This window comes from Streptomyces sp. SudanB182_2057, assembly GCF_964272715.1.
GTDB lineage: Bacteria > Actinomycetota > Actinomycetes > Streptomycetales > Streptomycetaceae > Streptomyces > Streptomyces rubradiris.
Genome location: NZ_OZ186798.1, coordinates 1,993,575 through 2,015,703, shown reverse-complemented (window position 1 = coordinate 2,015,703; position 22,129 = coordinate 1,993,575). Strand labels below are relative to the sequence as shown.

At 73.5% G+C, this 22,129-nt stretch carries 17 protein-coding genes; 9 read left to right on the top strand and 8 right to left on the bottom strand.

The features are described 5' to 3' along the window. Positions 1-11: 11 nt before the first annotated feature. From ACSURM_RS08460 to ACSURM_RS08435, 6 genes are all read right to left on the bottom strand, one after another. Entirely contained in the window at positions 12-2,888 is a 2,877-nt protein-coding gene (locus ACSURM_RS08460) for a glycoside hydrolase family 2 TIM barrel-domain containing protein (RefSeq protein WP_436954353.1), read from the bottom strand. A gap of 12 nt (positions 2,889-2,900) precedes the next feature. Continuing rightward, positions 2,901-3,767, bottom strand: coding sequence for a carbohydrate ABC transporter permease (locus ACSURM_RS08455; RefSeq protein WP_436954352.1), 867 nt, complete (start codon positions 3,765-3,767; stop codon positions 2,901-2,903). Continuing rightward, positions 3,764-4,702 (bottom strand): carbohydrate ABC transporter permease, encoded by a 939-nt coding sequence (locus ACSURM_RS08450; protein WP_436954351.1) that lies wholly within the window; start codon positions 4,700-4,702, stop codon positions 3,764-3,766. Before ACSURM_RS08450 ends, ACSURM_RS08455 begins: the two co-directional genes overlap by 4 nt. 20 nt (positions 4,703-4,722) lie before the next feature. Continuing rightward, positions 4,723-5,985 (bottom strand): ABC transporter substrate-binding protein, encoded by a 1,263-nt coding sequence (locus ACSURM_RS08445; RefSeq protein ID WP_436954350.1) that lies wholly within the window; start codon positions 5,983-5,985, stop codon positions 4,723-4,725. Between the two features lie 263 nt (positions 5,986-6,248). After that, positions 6,249-7,490, bottom strand: a complete 1,242-nt coding sequence (locus ACSURM_RS08440; RefSeq protein WP_436954349.1) for an ROK family transcriptional regulator — start codon at positions 7,488-7,490, stop codon at positions 6,249-6,251. Positions 7,491-7,721: 231 nt separating this feature from the next. Further along, positions 7,722-8,975, bottom strand: coding sequence for an FAD-binding protein (locus ACSURM_RS08435; RefSeq protein WP_436954348.1), 1,254 nt, complete (start codon positions 8,973-8,975; stop codon positions 7,722-7,724). A 103-nt stretch (positions 8,976-9,078) separates the two neighbouring features. Between ACSURM_RS08435 and ACSURM_RS08430 the strand changes: the two genes are divergently transcribed. The 7 genes from ACSURM_RS08430 to ACSURM_RS08400 all read left to right on the top strand — a co-directional run bounded on the left by ACSURM_RS08430 (position 9,079) and on the right by ACSURM_RS08400 (position 17,238). Next, complete coding sequence (locus ACSURM_RS08430) at positions 9,079-10,086, top strand: hydroxyacid dehydrogenase (RefSeq protein ID WP_436954347.1); 1,008 nt, start codon at positions 9,079-9,081, stop codon at positions 10,084-10,086. Positions 10,087-10,186: 100 nt separating this feature from the next. Continuing rightward, on the top strand, positions 10,187-10,861 hold the full coding sequence (locus ACSURM_RS08425) for a pyridoxamine 5'-phosphate oxidase family protein (RefSeq protein WP_436954346.1): 675 nt from the start codon (positions 10,187-10,189) through the stop codon (positions 10,859-10,861). 58 nt (positions 10,862-10,919) lie between these two features. Then, the gene (locus ACSURM_RS08420) at positions 10,920-12,281 is read left to right on the top strand and encodes a radical SAM protein (protein ID WP_436954345.1); all 1,362 of its coding nucleotides are present in this window, start codon (positions 10,920-10,922) and stop codon (positions 12,279-12,281) included. 240 nt (positions 12,282-12,521) lie between these two features. Next, on the top strand, positions 12,522-13,616 hold the full coding sequence (gene rsgA / locus ACSURM_RS08415; protein WP_436954344.1) for a ribosome small subunit-dependent GTPase A: 1,095 nt from the start codon (positions 12,522-12,524) through the stop codon (positions 13,614-13,616). A gap of 116 nt (positions 13,617-13,732) precedes the next feature. Continuing rightward, on the top strand, positions 13,733-15,127 hold the full coding sequence (locus ACSURM_RS08410) for a DNA-3-methyladenine glycosylase 2 family protein (protein WP_436954343.1): 1,395 nt from the start codon (positions 13,733-13,735) through the stop codon (positions 15,125-15,127). 68 nt (positions 15,128-15,195) lie between these two features. Beyond that, positions 15,196-15,732, top strand: coding sequence for a methylated-DNA--[protein]-cysteine S-methyltransferase (locus ACSURM_RS08405; protein WP_436954342.1), 537 nt, complete (start codon positions 15,196-15,198; stop codon positions 15,730-15,732). 216 nt (positions 15,733-15,948) lie between these two features. Further along, positions 15,949-17,238, top strand: a complete 1,290-nt coding sequence (locus ACSURM_RS08400) for an SGNH/GDSL hydrolase family protein (protein ID WP_436954341.1) — start codon at positions 15,949-15,951, stop codon at positions 17,236-17,238. Here ACSURM_RS08400 and ACSURM_RS08395 read toward each other — a convergent pair. Beyond that, the gene (locus ACSURM_RS08395; protein ID WP_436954340.1) at positions 17,175-17,573 is read right to left on the bottom strand and encodes a hypothetical protein; all 399 of its coding nucleotides are present in this window, start codon (positions 17,571-17,573) and stop codon (positions 17,175-17,177) included. The genes ACSURM_RS08400 and ACSURM_RS08395 overlap by 64 nt on opposite strands. Before the next feature lie 91 nt (positions 17,574-17,664). Continuing rightward, the gene (locus ACSURM_RS08390) at positions 17,665-18,654 is read right to left on the bottom strand and encodes a helix-turn-helix domain-containing protein (RefSeq protein ID WP_436954339.1); all 990 of its coding nucleotides are present in this window, start codon (positions 18,652-18,654) and stop codon (positions 17,665-17,667) included. 422 nt (positions 18,655-19,076) lie between these two features. Here ACSURM_RS08390 and ACSURM_RS08385 point away from each other — a divergent pair, with 422 nt between their 5' ends. Both ACSURM_RS08385 and ACSURM_RS08380 read left to right on the top strand, forming a co-directional pair. Beyond that, the gene (locus tag ACSURM_RS08385; protein ID WP_436954338.1) at positions 19,077-20,306 is read left to right on the top strand and encodes a protein phosphatase 2C domain-containing protein; all 1,230 of its coding nucleotides are present in this window, start codon (positions 19,077-19,079) and stop codon (positions 20,304-20,306) included. 68 nt (positions 20,307-20,374) lie between these two features. Beyond that, positions 20,375-22,117 (top strand): pyruvate dehydrogenase, encoded by a 1,743-nt coding sequence (locus ACSURM_RS08380; protein WP_436954337.1) that lies wholly within the window; start codon positions 20,375-20,377, stop codon positions 22,115-22,117. Positions 22,118-22,129: the final 12 nt, after the last annotated feature.

Genomic DNA, 22,129 nt, shown 5'->3' with positions numbered 1-22,129 from the left:
ATGGTCACGTTTTAAAGGGTAGTTGAGGAAACACCGTCGATCGCGGAGAAGACGAAGGAGAACTCCGCCGGCTCCGCCCGCAGGTGGTAGCGGGGCAGCGGGGCCGGGCCGCAGGACTGGGAGCCGATGCCGTGCTGGCCGTGGTCGAGGTTCACCCAGACCGTGTCGCCGGGCACCAGGTCCGTGCGGTGGGCGGCGGCGTCCAGCCGCTCGGTGGTCCAGCGGCGGGCGGTCAGGAAGAACGCCGGGTCGCCCTCGATCCGCAGGCCGCCCAGCTCCGCCCACCGCACGTCGATCCGGGCGCCGTTCTCCTGCGGGCGGACGTACGGCGTCTGGAGGTCGGCCACGGCCGCCTCCCAGCGGCCGGTCAGCGCCGCCGCCCGGGTGTCCGGGTACGCCTCGCCCGGACCGCCGCCGTACCACCGCACCCGGTCGGCGGCCCGCAGGCCGAAGCGGATGCCGAGGCGGGGCAGCGGGACCGTCCAGTCGCCGTCCGGGACGGTGGACACCGTCAGCCGCAGCCGGTCGCCGTCCGACGTCCACCGGTAGACCGTCGCGAGCCCCACGTCCCGGGCGGCCGGCGCCACCCGGGTCCGGACCGTCAGGGCGTCCTCGCCGGCCTCCACCGCGGCCAGGCGGTGCCGCATCCGGTGCAGGCCCAGCTTCCGCCACAGCGGCCCGTAGCGCGGGTCGCTCTGCCAGGCCGCGCCGTCGTCGTTGTCGGTGGTGGCCCGCCACACGTCCAGCCGCAGCTCCGTCACCGGCACCCCGCCGATCGTCCGCACCGCGCCGGTCCGGGCGTCGAACGTGGCCGGGCCCAGGGAGATCACCCCGTCACCGGGCACCGGCCGGGCGGTCGCGGTGACGGACGGCACCCGGCGCTCCGTCACCGGGATTTGGCCCCAGGCGACGACATGACCCGCCGGTGCCCACGCGGTGCCGGAGGCGAGCCGCGCCCGGACGGTCCACAGCGCCTCGCCGGACGGCGCGCCGGCCGGTACGGCGGGCAGCTTGACCTCGGCGGACTCGCCGGGAGCCAGCGCGGGCACCGACAGCGTGCCCTCCTGAACCGGTTCGCCCTCGACCTCGTACGACCAGGAGAAGGCCAGTGCCGACAGGTCGGTGAAGTCGTAGCCGTTGGTGACGCGGACGGTGCCGGCCCCGCCGTCGCCGGTGAGGGTGACGGGCTCGATCACCTTCCGGTACTCGATCAGCCCCGGGGACGGCCGCCGGTCCGGGAACAGCAGGCCGTCGCAGACGAAGTTGCCGTCGTGCAGTTCCTCGCCGAAGTCGCCGCCGTAGGCGTACTCCAGCCCGGGGTGGGCGATGCCGTGGTCGATCCACTCCCAGACGAAGCCGCCCTGGAGCCGGTCGTGGGACCGGAACAGCCGCTGGTAGTCGGCGAGTCCGCCGGGGCCGTTGCCCATGGCGTGGGCGTACTCGCACAGGACGAGGGGCAGCTCGCGGCGCCGCTGCGGCCCGCCGTCCAGGCCCCGGCCGATCCGCTCCACCTCGGCATGGCTCGCGTACATCCGCGAGTACACGTCCGTGTCACGGCAGTCGGCGTCGCCTTCGTAGTGCAGCAGCCGGGAGGCGTCGCGGCCGCGGATCCACTCGGCCATCGCGGTCAGGCCCCGCCCGGTGCCGGCCTCGTTGCCCAGCGACCACATCACGACCGACGGGTGGTTCTTGTCCCGCTCCACCATCCGGGCCGCCCGGTCCAGCAGGGCCGGGGTCCACCGGTCGTCGTCGACGGGGTTGTCCCGCCAGCCCTGTTCGGTGAACCCGTGCGTCTCCAGGTCGCACTCGTCGATCACCCACAGCCCGAACTCGTCGCACAGGTCGAGGAAGGCCGGGTGCGGGGGGTAGTGCGAGGTGCGGACCGCGTTGATGTTGTGCCGCTTCATCAGCAGCACGTCCTCGCGCATCGTCGCGAGGTCCAGCGCCCGGCCCTTCTCCGGGTGCCACTCGTGCCGGTTGACGCCCTTGAACAGGACCGCCGTCCCGTTGACCTTGATCAGGCCGTCCGACAGCTCCACCGTGCGGAAGCCGATGCGCAGCGGCACCCGCTCGCCCTCGGTGGTCAGCACCCCCTCGTACAGCCGGGGCGTCTCCGCCGACCACGGCTCCACCGGTACCGTCACCGGCTCCCCGGTGGGCACGTCGATGCCCAGCTCCGGCACGCTCACCCGGCCGTCCGTGTCGGAGTCGACCCGCAGCGTGCCCGCGCCGGTGGTGTGGTCGTAGGAGGCGTGCACGAAGAAGTCGAGGACGCAGCCCGCCGGGCGGTGCAGCAGGGTGACGTCCCGGAAGATGCCCGGCAGCCACCACTGGTCCTGGTCCTCCAGGTACGAACCCGCCGACCACTGGTGCACCCGCACGGCCAGCACGTTGCCGGCCGGCTTCAGCACGTGCCCGACCGCGAACTCGTGCGGCAACCGGGAGCCCTTGAACTCGCCCAGGTCCGTGCCGTTCAGCCAGACCCGGGCGCAGGACTCCACGCCGTCGAAGCGGAGCACCGCGCCGCCGTCCGCCGGCCAGCCGTCGGGCAGGTCGAACACGCGCAGGTGGTCGCCGGTCGGGTTCTCGGTCGGCACCCGGGGCGGGTCGACCGGGAACGGATAGAGGTGGTTGGTGTAGATCGGGGAGCCGTGGCCCTGGAGCACCCAGTGGCCGGGCACCGCGACCTCCGCCCAGCCGCCGGCGTCGTACCCGGGCGCCGCGAAGGAGTCGTCCTCGGCGTCGGCCGTGTCCGAAAGCCGGAAGCGCCAGGGGCCGTTGAGGGACAGGGACGGGGCGTCGGAGGACGCGTACCAGGCGCGGGGCGGCAGCGTCCCGGAGCCCGGCGAGACGTCCTCGACGTACTCGGTGGTCGTGGTCACGGACATGGGTCTCCTAGCTCAGCCCTTGATGCCGGTCTGCGCGATCCCCTGCACCAGCCAGCGCTGGAGGAAGAGGAACACGAACAGCAGGGGCAGGATCGAGATGGCGGTCGCCATGAAGATCAGGTGGTAGTTGACGGTCTGGTTGGTCATGTACGACGAGAGCGCGACCTGCACGGTCCAGGCGCTCGGGTCCTGGCCGATGACCAGCGGCCACAGGAAGGCGTTCCAGCCGCTGATGAAGGTGATCGTGGCGATCGCCGCGAAGAAGTTCAGCGAGTTCGGCACGACGACGCGCCAGTACGCGCCCCAGTGACCGAGCCCGTCCACGCGCGCCGCCTCCTCCAGTTCCTTGGGGAACCCGAGGAAGTACTGCCGGAACAGGAAGCAGGTGAAACCGCTGAAGAGCCCCGGGACGATCAGACCCCGGTAGCTGTCCACCCAGCCGAGTGACGACACCAGGACGAAACTCGGCACGAAGGTGACCGCGGCCGGGACCATCAGGGTCACCAGGACGGCGTAGAAGACCTTGTCGGCGTGCCGGTAGGGGATGCGGGCGAGGGCGTAGCCGGCCGGTGAGCACACGGCCAGGGTGCCGGCCGTGTGCAGGACACCGACGACCAGCGAGTTCCACATCGACCGGCCGAAGTCCACCGTCGGGTCCTCGAACGGCTCGGTGACGTTGCCCCATTGGATGTGGCTCGGGAAGAACTTCCAGTCCTCGCCGGTGATCTCCGGGTCGGTGGACAGCGCGTTGCGGACCAGCAGGTAGAACGGGACGAGGAAGAGCAGCGCGGCGACGCCGGTCGCGAGGTGCAGCCCGGCCGAGCCCATCGGCCCGCCGCGCCGGGCGCGTGCGCGGGACTCGGGTGCGGTGGTGGTCACTTGGTCTCCTCCCTGCTGCCGAAGCCCATGATCCGGCCCTGGAACAGGGTGACGACGCAGATCAGCACGGTCAGCACCACGGCTCCCGCGCTGCCCTTGCCGTAGTTCTGGTCCTGGCCGAGCGCGGTGTAGTACAGCTCGACCAGCGGCGGGCGGCCCCAGGTGGTCTTGGACAGCAGGTTGAAGAACTCGTCGAAGGCCTGGTAGGCGGCCACGAGCAGCAGCAGGACCACGGCCGTGGAGGTGGCCCGCAACTGCGGCAGCGTGATGTGCCGGAAGGTCTGCCAGCCGGGCCTGGCCCCGTCGATGGCGGCCGCCTCGTACAGCTCCCGCGGGATGTTCTGGAGCGCGGCCAGGAACAGGATCATGTAGAAGCCGGACTGGAGCCACAGCCGTGCGGTGATGACGACGAGCCAGTACCAGGGCGGGTCCGGGCTGGCGAGCCAGGCGGTGTCGTCCACGCCGAACAGGCCGAGGACGGTGTTGGCCAGGCCGAAGCGCACGCCGTTGAAGAGGGACATCTTCCAGATCAGCGAGGCGGCGACGTAGCTGCACGCGGTCGGCAGGAAGAACACCGAACGGTAGAACGCCCGCATGAACCGCAGCCGGTTCACCAGCAGCGCGAGCCCCAGGGAGAGCGCCCAGGTGGTGGGCACGATGAAGGCGGCGAACACGGTGAAGGTGCCGAGCGAGCCCGTGAACCCGCTGTCGGACAGGATCTCCCGGTAGTTGCCCAGCCCCACGAACTCGCTGGGCGTGACCGTGAAGCGGGCCTCGAAGAAGCTGAGGTAGAGGCTCCAGCCGATCGGGACGTAGACGAAGACGGCCAGCCCGGTCAGGAACGGGCCGGTGAAGAGCCAGAAGCTGAGGGTGCGGCTGCCGCGCGGCCGCCGCCGGGGGCGGGCCGGGACCGCGCGCGTGGTGGTGGTCGGCATCTCGGGATCCGTCCGGCGGCCTATCCGAACAGCTTCTTCAGCTCGGCGTCCACCGTCCTGTCGCACCGGTCGAGCGCGGCCTCGGGGTCACCGCCCTTGCGGACGCAGTCGGCGAACAGGTCCTCCGTCGCGGTGATCATCGCCTGGGTCCAGCCGATGTTGTCGAAGTGCCCGTACTCGTTGAAGAGCCGCACGCCCTCCGCCGGCAGGCCCGACTCCAGCTTGCCGGTCGCCTCCGCGATGGAGGTGCGCGGCGGGATGTGGAAGCCGTACGACGTCGCCCAGTCCTCCTGGTACTCCTTCTGGTCGAGCCACAGCCACTTGACGTACTCCTTGGCCGCGTCGACGTTCTTTCCCTTGGCGTTGACGAACATCGACCAGCCGCCGTTGTAGACGGACGGCCGGCCCGCGTCGCCGACCTTCGGGAACGGCATGACGCCGAGGTCGTCACCGAGGGTCTGCTGGAACTGCGGCATGGCCCACATCCCGCAGAACTGGATGGCGCACAGGCCCTGGTTCAGCGCCGACGGGTCCCAGAAGTCGGCCGGGGCGTCCAGCAGCAGATGGCCGCTGGTGAACAGCTCCCGCATCGTCCGCAGGCCCGCGACCACGGCGTCCGTGTGATAGGCGATCTCGTTCTTCTCGTCCAGGGTGTCCGCGCCGGCCGACCAGATCAGCGGGTTGATCACCGCGTGCAGGTCGTTGCCGAGGAACAGGCCCTTGACCTCGTCCGTGGTGAGCCTGGCGGCGGCCTCCACCAGCTCGTCCAGCGTCCGCGGCGGCTCGACGCCCGCCTTCTGAAGCATCGACTTGCGGTAGAAGAAGAACTGCGGGTCGTCGATCATCCGCACGCCGTAGATCCTGCCGTCCACCGTGTGCGACTGGATGTCGGCCCGGTTGAAGTCGTCCTTGACCGGTGCGACGAGGTCGGTCAGGTCCGCCACCTGGCCGCTTCTGACGAGCTGGATCTGCGGGTGGAACTCGAACAGGTCCGGCGCCTGGTCGGTGAGCAGGGACGCGAAGAGCTTGCTCTCGAAGTTGGAGCCGGTGATCCACCGCGTGGTCACGTCGGCCTTGGAGTACGCCTTCGCGTAGCGCTTGATCGCCTGCTCGGTGCCCGGTTCACCGTAGGCGTGGAAGTACTGGACGAGCTGCTTTCCCGAACCCGGGCCGCCGCCACGGCCGTCGTTGCCGCCGCACGCGCCGAGCGCACCGGCGGCGGCCAGGCCCGCGGCGGCCCGGAATATCGATCGACGGTCCCAGGTGCTGCTGTGTGCCGACATGCTGACGTCCTTGTCTGGTCGAGTGCGGCTACGGCTCGCACGCCCGGTGCCCGAGGGCCGAAGGGGGTGTGGTGCGGGACGCTAACCTTCGCCTAAGGCTTCGGCAAGGGGTCGGACGAAGTGCGTACGAGTTGTTGCCCGCCGTTCGGGATCGCGAACAGGCGTGTGGCGCGAGGGAGATGGGAGCGCGCCGCGACCGACGACGCCCGGCTACGGCACGGGAACCGCCGGACCGGGGGAGCGGCCCGGCGTTCCGGCCCGTGTCATGCCGACGACGCCGTACGGCTGCCCGACCGCGGGCGCCGCACCGTCCGCTGCCCGGCCGGTCGCAGCGCCCCCTCCAGGGCGAACGTGGCCGCGCCGAGGGACACCGGGTCGGTGGGGATCGGGGAGAGGACGATCTCGGTGGCGGCCAGCGGCCGGCGCAGCGCGTGCCGGGCGACCGCCCGGCGGACCTCGTCCAGCAGCGGCTCGCCCAGCCGCGCGGCCACCCAGCTGCTCAGCACCACCACTTCGGGGTTGAGCAGGTTGACCAGGTCGGCGATGCCCGCGCCGAGGTAACGGGCGGTGTCCTGGACCACCTTGAGCGCCACCGGGTCCCGCCCGGCGACCGCGCGGGCCAGCGCGTCGATGGTGGCCGTCTGGTCCTGGGGGTGCAACAGCGCGGAGCCCGGGTCGAGTTCGCTCAGGTTCCGCATGATGCCGGGCGCCCCGACGTACGTCTCCACACAGCCGCGGTTGCCGCAGTGGCACGGCCGGCCGTCCAGGACGAGCGTGGTGTGCCCCCACTCGCCGGCGCTGTTGCTCACCCCCCGGTGCAGCCCGCCGCCCAGCGCGAGCCCGGCGCCGACCCCGGTGCCGAGGTTGACCACCACGGCGTCCCCGCGCCCCCGCGCCGCCCCGAACCACAGCTCGGCCACCGCGCAGGCCCGCAGAGGATTGTCCAGGTAGAGCGGATAGGCGATGTGTTCGGCGAGCAGATCGAGCAACGGCACGTCGTGCCAGTCCCAGTTGGGCGCGTACTCGGCGACCCCCGAGTCCCGGTCCACCTGGCCCGGCACGCTCACCCCGACGCCGAGCACCCGGGCCGCCTCGACGCCCGCCTGGGCGACCACCGAGCCGACGGCGGCGGCGACCTGCCCCACCACCTGTTCGGGCCGGCTCTCCCCGGGCCGCATGGCCTCGTCGGCCCGGGCCAGTACGTTCAGCGCCAGGTCGAACAGCTCGACGTGGACGTACGTCTCCGCGATGTCCACGCCGATCAGCGCGCCGCCCGAGGCGTTGACGGCGACCAGGCCCCGGGGACGGCCGCCGGCCGAGTCCTCGAACCCCACCTCGGTGATCATGCGGAGGTCCAGCAGCTCGCCGACGAGCGTGGCCACCGTGGCCAGGCTCAGTCCGGTGGCCGCGGCCAGCTCCTGCCGGGAGGTGGGGGACTCGGCGATGATCTGGCGCAGCACCTCGTAGCGGTTCGCGGTGCGGATGTCGCGCGATGTGCGCTTCACGCGGCTGCCCCTTCCTTCCCGTCCGGCCCCTCCCGTGCGGCACGGCACCGGCGCGGCGTCAGGCTATGGGGTGGGCGTCGGGTTCGACAAGGGGTTAGGAAAGGGGGTGGAAGAAGTGGACCGAGAAAGTGGACGGAGAAAGTGGGGCGGTCCGCCGGGGCAGGTCACCGCGGCGGACCCATCGGTCGGCGGGTCGGCCGGTCGCCGCGGCGGGCCGACCGGCCGGTCCCCTCACTCCCCGAGGAGGTCCCGCACGAAGCCGTTGGTGAACGTGCCCGCCGGATCCAGCGCGCGGGCCAGCGCGCGGAAGTCGGCGAGCCGCGCGTACCGGTCGCGGAGGTCCGCCGCCGGGATGCCGAACACCTTTCCCCAGTGCGGGCGCGGATCGAACGGGGCGAGCGCCTCCTCCAGCCGGCGCACCACCGGCAGCACCGCCGACTCGTCGCGCACCCAGGTGAAGTGCAGTGCGACCGAGTCCCGGGCGTGGGCGGGGCTGAGCCACTGCGCGTCGGCGGCGATCGTGCGCACCTCGCAGGTCTGGAGCACCCCGGCGACCGTCTCCCGGACGGCGTCCACCGCGTGCAGCGCGGCCGGCGCGGCCGCGCGCGGCAGCAGGTACTCCGACTGGATCTCCTCGCCGCTGCTGGGCGTGAACTCGGCCCGGAAGTGCGGCAGTCGCTCGTGCCAGGGCCCCGGCACCCCCGACTGGCGCGTGCAGTTGGCGGCGGGCATCCCCGGCACCGGGTGCAGCGCCTCGGTCGCCGGCTCGGCCCACGGAAAGTCCACCGCCGGCTGATCGGTCCGGCGCTTGACCCACACCTGCCGGAAGCCCGGCCGCCGCCAGTCGGTGAACAGGCTCACGCTGTACGCCGACCCCGCCACCGCGTCGAAGTCCAGTCCCTCCAAAGGCAGTTCGGTGAACACGTACTGCTCGACCTCGTAGGCCGGCTCCAGGTCCAGGGTGAGGGCGGTCACCACACCGAGGGCGCCGAGCGAGGTCACGGCGCCGTCGAAGCGGGCGTCCCCGCGGCCTATGGACACCGTCGAGCCGTCGGCGGTGAGCAGCTCCACCTCCCGCACGGCCACCGCGAGCGGGGCGTTGCCCACCCCCGAGCCATGGGTGCCGGTCGCCACCGACCCGGCCACCGAGATATGCGGCAGCGACGCCATGTTGGGCAGGGCCAGCCCCCGGTCGTGCACCGCCCGGGCGAGTTCGGCGTACCGGACGCCCCCGGAGACCCGGACCGTACGGGCCGCGGTGTCCACGTCGATCACCGGCGGCAGACCGGCGATCGACACCAGCACCCCCTCCTCGCCGGGGTCGGCGATCCGGTTGAAGGAGTGCCCGCTGCCCAGGACCCGCACCTTCGCGGCGCCCGCCACCACCGCCCGCAGTGCCGACAGCGATCCCGGCCGGTGGAACTCCTTGACCGTGTAGGTGATGCTGCGCGCCCAGTTGGCGACCGTCTCCGTCACGTCCGTCATCCCGCTCTCCCGCAAGTGGTGATCCATTGACCCTCTCATCGGCCGGGACCTACCGTAGAGAACGGTTGCTGTCCGTGCGTCACCGAGCCGGGAGGCCCCTTCCTTGACCGAGCGGCCCCGCGCCCTGTTCGCCATGACGGCCCGGAACGTGCCGGCGGTGTTCCCGCCGGAGCTGCTGGAGCGGCTGCGGGCGTGCGTGGACATCGACCCCGCGCTGGTGGCCGAGGACTTCAGCGAACCCCGGGTGCGGCAAGCGCTCGCCCGGACCGAGATCCTCGTCACCGGCTGGGGCTGCCCCCGCCTGGACCCGGCCGTCCTGGACGCGGCCCCGCGCCTGCGGGCCGTGCTGCACGCGGCCGGCTCGGTCAAGGGATTCACGACCCCCGAGGTGTGGCGGCGGGGCATCGCCGTCTCCTCGGCCGCCGAGGCCAACGCCCTGCCCGTCGCCGAGTACGCCCTGGCCATGATCCTGCTCGCCGGCAAGGACGTCTTCGCGCTGCGCGACGAGACGCGCGCCCTGCGCGCCTTCCCCTACGACGGCGTCCTCCCCGGCATCGGCAACCACGGCCGCCGCGTCGGCATCGTCGGCGCCTCCCGGGTCGGCCGCCGCCTGATCGAACTGCTCCGCCCGCACGACCTCGACGTCGCGCTCGCCGACCCGTACGTGGACGCCGCCGAGGCCGCCCGGCTCAGCGTACGGCTGCTGGCGCTGGACGACCTGCTGCGCACCTGCGACATCGTCAGCCTGCACGCCCCGATGACCGCCGAGACCCACCGGCTGGTCGACGCCCGCCGGCTCGGCCTGATGCGCGACGGCGCCGTGCTGATCAACACCGCGCGCGGCGCCCTGGTCGACCACGAGGCGCTGATCGCGCACCTGCGCTCCGGACGCCTGAGCGCCGTACTGGACGTGACCGACCCCGAGCCGCTGCCCGCCGGCTCCCCGCTGTTCGACCTGCCGAACGCCTTCGTCACCCCGCACCTGGCGGGCTCGCTGGGCAACGAGATGGCCCGCCTCGGCCGGGCGATGGTGGAGGAGGCCGAGCGGCTGTCGTCCGGCGAGGCGCTGCGGCACGCGGTCAACGAGACGGTACTGGACCGCACGGCGTGAACGTCGGCAGGAGCAACGGATTTAGTCGTCTTCCGTGCTGGTTGCGATGGAATCAGAAATAAATCTGGCCGCACTCTGGCTGTTTCGATAGCTTCCCGGCATGGCCTCCGACGACCTCCCCTCCCGGCTCCCCGTGACCGACCGCACCCGGCACCGCCGCCTGCGCGAGCAGGGCAGCCTGGAGCGCGCCGACCTCAACGCGATCCTGGACCCCGGTTTCGTCTGCCACCTGGGCGTCGTGATCGACGGCCGGCCGCTCGTCGTACCGACCGTGTACGGCCGGGACGAGCGGCGGCTCTACGTGCACGGGTCCGTGGCCGGCCGCAGCATGGCCGGCGGCCTCCCGGTCTGCGTGACCGTCACCCACGTCGACGGGCTGGTCCTCGCCCGGTCCGTGTTCGAGCACGGGGTGAACTACCGCAGCGCCATGATCCACGGCGACGCGCGCAAGGTCACCGACCCCGAGGAGAAGCTGGAGGGGCTGCGCCGGCTCACCGAGCACGCCACTCCCGGACAGTGGTCCTACGCCCGCCGCCCGAACCGCAGGGAACTCGCCGCCACCACCGTCCTCGCCCTCTCCCTGGAAGAGGCGTCCGTCAAGATCCACACCGGCGCCCCCGACGACGGAGACGGCCCCGACGCCGCGCTCGGCCTGTGGGCCGGCGTCCTGCCGCTGACCGGGACCTGGGGCACCCCCGTCCCCGACCCGGCGCTGCCGCCCGGCACCGCCGTACCGGACCACATCGCGCGCCGGGCGGGGACCCGGCACGGCTGAGTCCCGGGCGGGGGCATACGGTGTGGTCCGTACGCCTGAACCGGGAGGAGACAGACGAATGGGCAGTCGTACCGCGCTGGTCGAGGATCTGATGGAGCGGTTCCCGCACGTCCCACGGGAGGCCGTCTTCAAAGAGGACCTGCTGCGGGGCGGTGTCGCCTTCGACAAGTCCGCCCTGAGTGACACCGCCAACGAAGCGGCCGGGGACGTCAAGCCGAAGTCCTACTTCATCTTCTCCTTCGACCACGGCACCCTGCCCGAGCTGGGCGAGGCCGCGCTGCGCCGGCCCCCGGAGGAGATCATCCTCACCGGCGGTCCGTACGACCTGCGGCGCACGGTGGTCTCCGTACGGGTGAACCCCGCCTCGCCGTACCGGGTCGCCGCCGACGAGGAGGGGCTGCTCGGGCTCTACCTCGACGGCACGCGCATCGCCGACGTCGGCGTGCCGCCGATGCCCGAGTACTACCGGCACACCCTCTCCAACGGGAAGTCCGTGATGGAGGTCGCACCGACCATCCAGTGGGGCTACCTGATCTACCTGACCGTCTTCCGGGTCTGCCAGTACTTCGGCGCCAAGGAGGAGTGCCAGTACTGCGACATCAACCACAACTGGCGCCAGCACAAGGCGGCCGGGCGGCCGTACACCGGGGTCAAGGACGTCGAGGAGGTCCTGGAGGCCCTGGAGATCATCGACCGGTACGACACCCAGAAGGCGTCCACCGCCTACACCCTCACCGGCGGCGCGATCACCTCGAAGGTGGCGGGCCGGGACGAGGCCGACTTCTACGGCCACTACGCCAAGGCCATCGAGGAGCGCTTCCCGGGCCGCTGGATCGGCAAGGTCGTCGCCCAGGCGCTGCCCAAGGCGGACGTGCGGCGGTTCAAGGACTACGGCGTGCAGATCTACCACCCCAACTTCGAGGTGTGGGACCGCCGGCTGTTCGAGCTGTACTGCCCCGGCAAGGAGCGCTACGTCGGCCGGGACGAGTGGCACCGCCGCATCCTGGACTCCGCCGAGGTGTTCGGCGCGCGCAACGTGATCCCGAACTTCGTGGCGGGCGTGGAGATGGCCGAGCCCTTCGGCTTCACCACCGTGGACGAGGCCATCGCCTCCACCACCGAGGGCCTGCGCTTCTTCATGTCCCACGGCATCACGCCCCGCTTCACCACCTGGTGCCCGGAGCCCACCACCCCGCTCGGCAAGGCCAACCCGCAGGGCGCGCCGCTGGAGTACCACATCCGCCTGCTGGAGGCCTACCGGCAGACCATGGACGACTTCGGCCTGTCCTCCCCGCCCGGCTACGGCCCGCCCGGCCCCGGCCGCGCCGTGTTCTCCGTCAGCTCCTTCATGGACAGCCTGCCCGCGGACGGACCGGACGCCGGACGAGAGCCCGACAGGGCGACTTCCGCGGCGGGTTGAGGGGCCGGAAGAAAAACCCTTTGACGCACGGCCCCGCCCGCGGGCTAGAGTCGGACCACACGCCGAGGTGGCGTGCGCGAGCGCGAGTGAGGAAGAGGAGGTGTCGACCGATGGCTGTCACTGTGCCGGGCGCTGCCCTCATCCAGGAACTCCTCAAGTCCACCTCCGTGGCCGCCGGCTGAACCCACCGCGCGTCGTGCGCGTGTGTCCGGGGCCACCCTTGTGAAGGGTCTCTTCCCCTTGTCTTCCACCTCTGCTGTGTTCTCCGCGCTCGCTCCCTACGGCTGGGACGAGGAATGGGCCGCCGCGTTCGCCCCGTACGCGGCCGACGGGCTGGTGCCCGGCCGGGTCGTGCGGGTCGACCGGGGCCAGTGCGACGTCGTCACCGCGGCCGGCACCGTCCGGGCCGACACCGAGTACGTCGTGCCCCGCGACCCGATGAAGGTCGTGTGCACCGGGGACTGGGTCGCCGTCGACCCCGACGGCGACCCGCGCTACGCGCGCGCCTACCTGCCCCGTCGCACCGCCTTCGTCCGCTCCACCTCCTCCAAGCGGTCCGAGGGGCAGGTCCTCGCGGCCAACGTCGACCACGCCGTCGTCGCCGTGTCCCTCGCCGTGGAACTCGACCTCGGCCGCGTCGAACGGTTCCTCGCCCTCGCCTGGGAGTCCGGCGCCCAGCCCGTCGTCGTCCTCACCAAGGCCGACCTCGTGTCCGACCCGGTCACCCTCGCCCACCTCGTGCGGGACGTGGAGACCAGCGCCCCCGGCGTGCCCGTGCTCGGCGTCAGCGCCCTGCACGGCGACGGGCTGGACGTGCTCGTGGCTCTCGTCGGCTCCGGTACGAGCGTGCTGCTCGGCCAGTCCGGCGCCGGCAAGTCCACCCTCGCCAACGCGCTCGTCGGCGCGGACGTCATGGACGTACAGGCCGCCCGGGACGTCGACGGCAAGGGCCGGCACACCACCACCACCCGCAACCTGCTGCCCCTGCCCACCGGCGGGGTCCTCATCGACACCCCCGGGCTGCGCGGCGTCGGCCTCTACGACGCGGAGAGCGGCGTCGGACAGGTCTTCGCCGAGATCGAGGAGCTGGCCGGAGGGTGCCGGTTCCACGACTGCGCCCACGAGAGCGAACCGGGGTGCGCGGTCCGCGCCGCCGTGGCCGACGGCGGGCTGCCCGAGCGGCGGCTGGACAGCTACCGCAAGCTGATGCGGGAGAACCAGTGGATCGCGGCCAAGACCGACGCCCGGGTCCGCGCGGAACTCCGCCGCGACTGGAAGCGGAAGGGCGCCGAGGGCCGGGCGGCGATGGAGGCCAAGCGCGGCCGCTGGAGCTAGCCGGCGGCCCTGGCCGGGCGGCGGCCGGCTCCGGGACACCTGGCTCCAGGTGTCCCGGAGCCAGGTGTCCGATTCCCGCTGGCCCCGTCCTTCCCGTCCGGCCCACACTGGGACACGTGAAGGACGAGGACAGCAGGTACGAGGCGGTGCGCAGCCGGGACGCGCGGTTCGACGGGGTGTTCTTCTTCGCCGTCGAGACCACCGGCATCTACTGCCGTCCCAGCTGCCCGGCCGTACCGCCGAAACGGCACAACGTGCGATTCTTCCCGACGGCCGCCGCCGCGCAGCGCTCCGGTTTCCGGGCCTGTCGGCGGTGCCGGCCGGACGCCGTGCCCGGCTCGGCCGAGTGGAACGTCCGCGCGGACGTCACCGGCCGGGCCATGCGCCTGATCGCCGACGGCGTCGTGGACCGCGAGGGCGTCGCCGGGCTCGCCGCCCGGCTCGGCTACAGCGCCCGGCAGGTGCAGCGCCAGCTCACCGCCGAACTGGGGGCCGGACCCGTGGCGCTCGCCCGGACCCAGCGCGCGCACACCGCGCGCGTGCTGCTCCAGACCACCGGCCTGCCGGTCACCGAGATCGCCTTCGCGGCCGGTTTCAACAGCCTCCGCCAATTCAACGACACCATCCGCGAGGTGTACGCCGCGACCCCGACCGAGCTGCGGGCCGCCGCCGGGGACCGGGCCGCCCGCCGGGCCACGCCCGGCACGGGCATCCCGCTCCGGCTCGCCCACCGCGGCCCCTACCAGTCGGCGGCCGTCTTCGACCAGCTCGCCCGGGAGGCTGTCCCCGGCGTCGAGGAGGTGACCGGCGCCCCCGGCGCCCGCACCTACCGGCGCACCCTGCGGCTGCCCTACGGCACCGGGATCGCCGCCGTCCGGGAACGCGCCCACTGCGCCCGGTCCCGCGGCGGGACCCACCCGGGCGGCTGGCTCGACGCCCGGCTGCGCCTCACCGACCCCAGGGACCTCACCACCGCCGTGCAGCGGCTGCGTCGGCTGTTCGACCTGGACGCCGACCCGTACGCCGTCGACGAGCGGCTCGGCGCCGACCCCCGGCTCGCCCCGCTGGTCGCCGCCCGCCCCGGGCTGCGCTCGCCCGGCGCCGTGGACCCGCTGGAGCCCGCCGTGCGCGCCCTGGCCGGCACCCAAGGCGCCGGGGAACTGGTACGCCGGTACGGCAAACCGCTCGACGCGCCGCACGGCGGCCTCACCCACCTCTTCCCCGAGCCCGCCGTCCTCGCCGAGGCCGAGCCCGGCGGCCCGCTGGGCGCGCTCGCCGCCGCCCTCGCCGACGGCACGGTACGGCTGGACCCGGGCACCGACCGGCACACCGCCGAGGAGGCCCTGCTCGCCCTGCCCGGCATGGACCCGGACACCGTCGCCACCCTCCGCGTCCGCGCCCTCGGCGACCCCGACGTCGCCCCGCCCGGCGCCGTCCTCCCCAGCACCTGGCGGCCCTGGCGGTCGTACGCCGTCCGGCACCTGCGGGTGGCGGGCGAGCGGATCCCCTGAACGCCCGGCCCGCCCGGGACGCGCGCCCCCCTCATCCACTCCCTCACGAAGCGAGGAACACCGGTCCGATGACCACCGTGTACTACACCCACCTGGACGCCCCCGTCGGGCCGCTGCTGCTCACCGCGGACCCGGACGGCGCGCTCACCTCGCTGTCCGTGCCCGGGCAGAAGGGCGGGCGCGGCGTGCGCGACGACTGGCGGGCCGACCCCGGTCCGTTCCGGGCCGCCGCCGAGCAGCTCGCCGCGTACTTCGCCGGCGAGCGGACGGAGTTCCGGCTGCCGCTGCGGGCGTCCGGCACCGAGTTCCGGCGGGCGGTGTGGGCCGCGCTGGACGAGGTGCCCTACGGCACCACCGTCACCTACGGGGAGATCGCCGCCCGGATCGGCGCCTCCCGCGTCGCCGTGCGCGCCGTCGGCGGGGCGATCGGCGCCAACCCGCTGCTCATCCTGCGCCCCTGCCACCGGGTGATCGGCGCGAACGGCACGCTGACCGGGTACGCGGGCGGACTCGAGCGCAAGCTCCGGCTGCTCACCCTGGAGGGCGCCCTCCCGGCCGGGACGCCCGGACAACCAGGAAGGGGCGCCGCCCTCCGGGCCCGCTGACCAGCCCTCCGGTCCTGTCCCGACAGTGCCGGTCACATCGCGTGCGCGTGGGGCCGGCCGGTCCAGCGCGCGCGACCAGTCCTGTGATCAACGCGCCGGGGTCCCCGTTGCGCCGAACGGGTGAATGTGGGTCCGGGGGACGGCGTGTCGGCCCGGGGTGTGGCACCTTCGCTGCGAAGGGCGCCCTCGACGGGCGTCCTTGAAGGGCGGGCACACATGGCCAAGGTCGTACGGGTTCTCGCGGTCCTCCTTCCGCTGCTGCCGGCGGCCCTCATGACACCGGCCGCCGCCCAGCCGGCCCCGCTGCCCTGGACCGGCAGCTGGGAGACGGCGCCCTCCGGTGCCGCCGCCGCGCTGCCCGGCGCCGCCGTCCGCAACGTCGTCCACCTCAGCGTCGGCGGCACGGCCGTCCGGGTCCGGCTCAGCAACCGGCTCGGCACCCGGCCGCTCCGCCTCGGCGCCGTCACCGTCGCCCTGCGCCGGGCGGCCGGCCCCGCCGCCCTGCCCGGCACATTGCGCACCGCCACCTTCCACGGCGCCCAAGAGGTGACCGTCCCGCCCGGCGCGGACGCCGTCAGCGACACGGTGCCGCTGCCCGTGCCGCCCGCCGCCGACCTGCTCGTCACCGTGTACACCCCGGACGACTCCGGTCCCGCCACCTACCACCGCAGCGCCCTCCAGACCAGCTACCTGGCCCCGGCGGGCGCCGGCCGGGCCGCCGACGAGGACGGCACCGCGTACGCGCTGACCACCGGCCACTGGTACTACGTCACCGGCGTCGACGTCCGCGGGCCCGCCGCCGGCAGTGTCGTCGCGTTCGGGGACTCGCTCACCGACGGCAACGGCTCCACCCCCGACACCAACCGCCGCTGGCCCGACCGGCTCGCCCAGCGGCTGCGCGGACACCGGCTCGGCGTCCTGAACGCCGGCATCTCCGGCAACCGCCTGCTGCGCGACGGCACCGGACCGAGCGCCCTCGCCCGCCTGGACGCCGACGCCCTGGACCGGGCCGGGGTGCGCGCCCTGGTCGTCTTCGAGGGCATCAACGACATCAAGGGCACCCCGCAGGCACACGACCCCGCCGCCTACGCGGACGCCTACCGCGCCCTGGTGGCCCGCGCCCACGCCCGCGGCATCCCGGTCGTCGGCGTCACCCTCACCCCGTACGGCGGCTACCCCGCCTGGACCCCGGCCGGCGAGGACGTACGGCTGCGGGTGAACGCCTTCATCCGTACCGGCGGTGTCTTCGACGCCGTGGCCGACGCGGACGCCGCCGTACGCGACCCGGCCGACCCCACGCGCATCCGGCCCGCCTACGACCCCGGCGACCACCTGCACTTCAACGACGTCGGCATGTCCGCCGTGGCCGACACCGTCCGCGACGCCCTGACCCGCCCGCCCCTCGCTCTCCTCCCGGCCGGGAACGAACCGGTCGGCCCCCGTCACTCCGTCGTCGTTTCCCCGCAGCTCTCGGAGCCCTTCACCACGCCGAACACCACCGGGTGATCGGTGATCTGCTGGTTCGGCTCCGGCCGGGAGGTGCAGATCCGCCACGCCGCGAGGTCGTCCACCCGGCGGCCCTGACCGCTCGCGTCCTGGAAGGTCATCTCCAGTGTGGAGCCCATCTGTTCGTACGCCCGCCCGGCGTTGCCGCCGATGACGTCGGGCATGGTGGCGCTGACCGGGCGGTGCGTCCCGGCGGGCGCCGAGCCGGTCGGGGCGCTCGCCGGGCCGGTCGGTGCGCTCGCCGGGCCGTCCGCTGCCGACGACGCGCCGCAGGCGGTGATAGAGGCCAGGAGCACGGCGGCGAGGGCGGGTCTCAAGAACTCGGTGACGGTCATGTTCTCCCCGACGTGACGACGGTCGGCACAGTATTCACGATGCGGGGGCGACAGCAGGCACCGCCGGTGACGGCCGGGGCGGGCGCCCGGGTCAGCGGTGTTCCTCCCGGGTCACCCAGCCCCGTTCCCAGGCGTGCCAGCCCAGTTGCATGCGGGTGGTCACCCCCGCCAGTTCCATCAGCCGCCGCACCCGGCGCTGTACGGTCCGCAGCCCTACGTCGAGCTGTTTGGCCACGCTCGCGTCGGTCAGCCCGGCCAGCAGCAGCGAGAGCACCTCCAGATCGGTGGCGTCGGGCCCGCCGGGCGGCTCCGCGGTCACCCCTTCGGCGCCCAGCCGCAGCGGCAGCGCGTCCCGCCACACCGACTCGAACAGCCCGGCGAGCAACTCCAGCAGCCCGCTGGCGTGCACCACCAGCGCGGCTGGCTCGGCGGACTTCGCGGTCAGCGGCACCAGCGCGAGCGAGCGGTCGGCCACCACCAGCTTCGTCGGCACCCGGTCCACCACCCGGACCCGCTCGTCGCGGCCGAGCGCCGCCCGCAGCTCGGTCAGCCCGTGCGGCCGGTCCAGCACCGCGCGCTCCACCACCACCCGGTAGCGCACCCCGCGCCCGGCCGCCTGCTCCTCCGCCTCGTTCTCCATCCCGGACACCACCATCGGGTCGCCGGTCACCAGCGCGCACACCTCGTCGTTCGCGCCCAGCTGGAGCTGGAGGAAGCGCTGGGTGACCGCCGAGGCGCCGGTCACCACCTCCACCAGGTCGTGCACCGCCGGTTCCGTCGCCGTCGCCCGGTACTCCTCCGCGAGCAGCGCCGCCGTCAGCTCCGCCTGCTCCAGCTCGTGCCGCCGCTGGGTGAGCAGGGCGGCCAGCGCCACCCCGGGCGGCGCCGCGACCCAGCGGCCCGGCCGGGCCGGGGACTGCGCCGCCAGGCCGTGCCGCTCCAGCCGGCGCAGCGCCCGCTCGGCGTCCCGCTCGGCCAGCGTCAGACGCCGCGCCAGGTCGGCCACGTCGGCCGCGCCCACGGACACCAGCGCCCGGTAGGCCGCCTCGTGCGTCTCGTCCAGGCCTATCGCTGCCAGCATCGCCCCGCGTCCTCCCTGTGCGTCCACCCGGCGGAAACGGAGGCGGCGTGGCGGGAAACGGCCACGGCGCGAACCCGCCGCCGGACATCATCGCCGTAGTGACGGCACCTCTGCCAAGGTGTCACCAGTCGCGAGAAGCACGGCCGTTCACCTGGTTCACAGAGGCGATACCGGGGAACCCGGCCGGTGCGGTGGCCCGGGCCCGGACGTGTGCGAGCGCGTGTAAGGGGCATTTGGGGCCGGGGCACCGCGGACGCCGCCGGGCGGCCCTCCCGTGGGGGGTGGGGCCGCCCGGCGGCCAACACCCTTGCCCCGTACGGCTGTTCAGCCCCTCACTCGATGCGTTCGGATGAGGCGGGCGGTGGTACCGGATTTTCCCGGTGCCCGGTTTTCCCGCGGCCCGTGCGGTGACAATCAGGGGCATGAGCCAGCAGGGTGCGAGTCCCGCTCGTCAAGGCGACGACTGGTGGGGGGAGTTGTACGACGGCACCACACCGGACACGGGCCCCGCGCAGACGCCCGACTCCCTGGACGACCGGTTCGCCTCGGCGCGGAACGCGGTGACGGAACGGCCAAGGCCCCCGGAGCCCTCGCCTCCCCCGGAACCCTCGCCTCCCCCGGAGCCCTCGACCATCCCGGAACCGGAACCGGAACCGGCATCGGAACCGGAAATGGCATCGGAACCGACCGGACCGCCGCCTCCGGAGTACCCCGCCGACCCCGCCGACCCCGCGGACACCCCGGACCACGTCGGCTCCGGCCCGCCCACCCACGACCCCGAGCCCACCGCGCTCCCGCCCGCCGACCCGGACGCGCTGGACGGCCTGGTCCCGGACACCGTGCTGGACGGCGCCCGGTACGGGCCGTGCACGCTGCGGGCCGTGTCGCAGCGCGGGGACTCGGCGCGCTACCGGGGCGAGCCCCGCCGGGACGCGCTGCTCACCGCGCGGTTCGGGACCGGGGAACAGGCGCTGGTGCTGGTCGCGATGGCGACCGGCACCCGGGCGGTGCCCGGCGCGCACCTGGCCGCGGCCGAGGCGTGCCGGGAGATCGCTCGGGCGGTGGGCCGCAGCCACCGGCGGCTCGCCGAGGACATCCGGGCGGCCCGGCGCGGCGACCTGAAGTCCGGTCTGCACCGGCTCGCCGACCGCGCCCTGGGCGGGCTCCGGGCGAGCGCCGGCACCGACGCGCCCGTGGCCGGCCTCAGGTGTCTGCTGCTGCCCGCCGACCCGGACTGCCGCATCCGGGTCTTCTTCGGCGTCGGCGACGGCGGGCTGTTCCGGCTGCGGGACGGCGCCTGGCAGGACATCGAGCCGCGCCCGGCGGCCGACGACATCGCCCCCGGCGCCCCGCCCGGCGACGACCGGACGGCCTCGCGAGCCGGCGCACCCCGGCCGGGCCCGTCCGACCCCCGCCCGCCCCGCGAGCCGTTCCGGTTCCGCGCCTCGGTAGCCCGCCCGGGTGATGTGCTGGTGCTGTGCACGGCGGGCCTCGCCGACCCGCTGCGCGACACGGACGCCCTGCGCGCCCGGCTGGCCCGTCGCTGGTCCGGCGGTACCCCGCCCGGCCTCGCCGCCTTCCTCGCCGACGCCCGGGTGCGGGTGAAGGGGTACGCCGACGACCGTACGGCGGCGGCCGTGTGGGAGGCGTAACCCCGGCCCCTGTGGATTGATGGAAACGGCAGGGCCGTATTCCGGGAGCGAAGGGGCAGAAGCGAGCCATGGCCAAACAGAACGTCGCCGAGCAGTTCGTCGACATCCTCGTCCGCGCGGGCGTGCGCCGCCTCTACGGTGTCGTCGGCGACAGCCTGAACCCGGTCGTGGACGCCGTCCGCCGCAACGCCGGCATCGACTGGATCCACGTGCGCCACGAGGAGACCGCCGCCTTCGCGGCCGGCGCCGAGGCCCAGATCACCGGCAAGCTCGCCGCCTGCGCCGGCTCCTGCGGCCCGGGCAACCTGCATCTGATCAACGGCCTGTACGACGCCCACCGGTCCATGGCCCCGGTGCTCGCGCTCGCCTCCCACATCCCCTCAAGCGAGATCGGCCTCGGCTACTTCCAGGAGACCCACCCCGACCGGCTGTTCCAGGAGTGCAGCCACTACAGCGAGCTGATCTCCAGCCCGAAGCAGATGCCCCGGCTGCTGCAGACCGCCATCCAGCACGCGGTCGGCCGGCAGGGGGTGAGCGTGGTCTCGCTGCCCGGGGACATCGCCGCCGAGCCCGCCCCGGAGAAGGCGGCGCAGAGCGCGCTCGTCACCTCCCGGCCCACCGTGCGGCCCGGGGACGCCGAGATCGACCGGCTGGCGGAGATGATCGACGCTGCCCGCAAGGTCACCCTGTTCTGCGGCAGCGGCACGGCCGGCGCGCACGCCGAGGTGATGGAGTTCGCCGGCAGGATCAAGTCACCGGTGGGCCACGCGCTCAGGGGCAAGGAGTACATCCAGTACGACAACCCCTTCGACGTCGGGATGAGCGGACTGCTCGGCTACGGCGCCGCCTACGAGGCCACCCACGAGTGCGACCTGCTGATCCTGCTCGGCACCGACTTCCCGTACAACGCCTTCCTGCCCGACGACGTGCGCATCGCCCAGGTCGACGTGCGGCCCGAGGTGCTCGGCCGCCGCTCCCGGCTCGACCTCGCCGTCTGGGGTGACGTGCGCGAGACGCTGCGGTGCCTGATCCCGCGGGTGAAGGAGAAGACGGACCGGCGCTTCCTCGACCGGATGCTGAAGAAGCACGCCGACGCGCTGGAGGGCGTGGTCAAGGCCTACACCCGCAAGGTCGACAAGCACGTCCCGATCCACCCCGAGTACGTGGCCGCCGTACTGGACGAGGTCGCCGACGACGACGCCGTGTTCACGGTCGACACCGGCATGTGCAACGTCTGGGCCGCCCGCTACATCACGCCCAACGGCCGCCGCCGGATCATCGGTTCGTTCTCGCACGGGTCCATGGCGAACGCGCTGCCGATGGCGATCGGCGCCCAGTTCACCGACCGGCGCCGGCAGGTGGTGGCGATGTCCGGGGACGGCGGCTTCTCCATGCTGATGGGCGACTTCCTCACGCTCGCGCAGTACGACCTGCCGGTGAAGGTGGTGCTGTTCAACAACTCCTCGCTCGGCATGGTCGAGTTGGAGATGCTGGTCGCGGGCCTGCCCTCGTACGGCACCGCCAACACCAACCCCGACTTCGCCGCCGTGGCCCGGGCCTGTGGCGCCCACGGCGTGCGGGTGGAGAAGCCCAAGCAGCTCGCCGGGGCGCTCAAGGAGGCATTCAGGCACAAGGGCCCCGCCCTGGTGGACATCGTCACCGACCCCAACGCCCTGTCCATCCCGCCGAAGATCAGCGCCGAGATGGTCACCGGGTTCGCGCTGTCCGCCTCCAAGATCGTGCTGGACGGCGGCGTCGGCCGGATGCTCCAGATGGCCCGCTCCAACCTCCGCAACGTGCCACGCCCGTAAGAGCCTTCACGG